This is a genomic window from Pontimicrobium sp. MEBiC06410 (genome assembly GCF_053601615.1).
This window is the reverse complement of record NZ_JBSHNT010000077.1, coordinates 1-276: the sequence shown is the minus strand read 5'-3', so window position 1 is coordinate 276 and position 276 is coordinate 1. Positions and strand designations below refer to the sequence as shown.

The 276-nt window shown below is 40.6% G+C and carries 1 protein-coding gene; it reads left to right on the top strand.

From position 1 onward, the window contains the following. Window positions 1-276, top strand: a 276-nt coding sequence (locus ACVC08_RS00500; protein WP_452600556.1) for an immunoglobulin domain-containing protein, incomplete at both ends; no start/stop codon positions are given.

Genomic DNA, 276 nt, shown 5'->3' with positions numbered 1-276 from the left:
GGGGATACTGTTAATTGGTATGCAAACGCTACTGGAGGTACTGCATTAGCTTCTGGTCTTAATTATACACCTACCGATACAGCTATTGGAGTTTACACTTACTATGCTGAAGCTGAAGAAACTGTCTCTGGTTGCGTGAGCTCTAGAATACCAGTAGTTCTTACTATTGAAACACCTGCTAATGCTGGTACAGATGGAGGCATTACTATCTGTGACGATAGTTCTACAACTATAGATTTATTTAGTTTAATCGCTGGTGAAGATGCTGGTGGTACT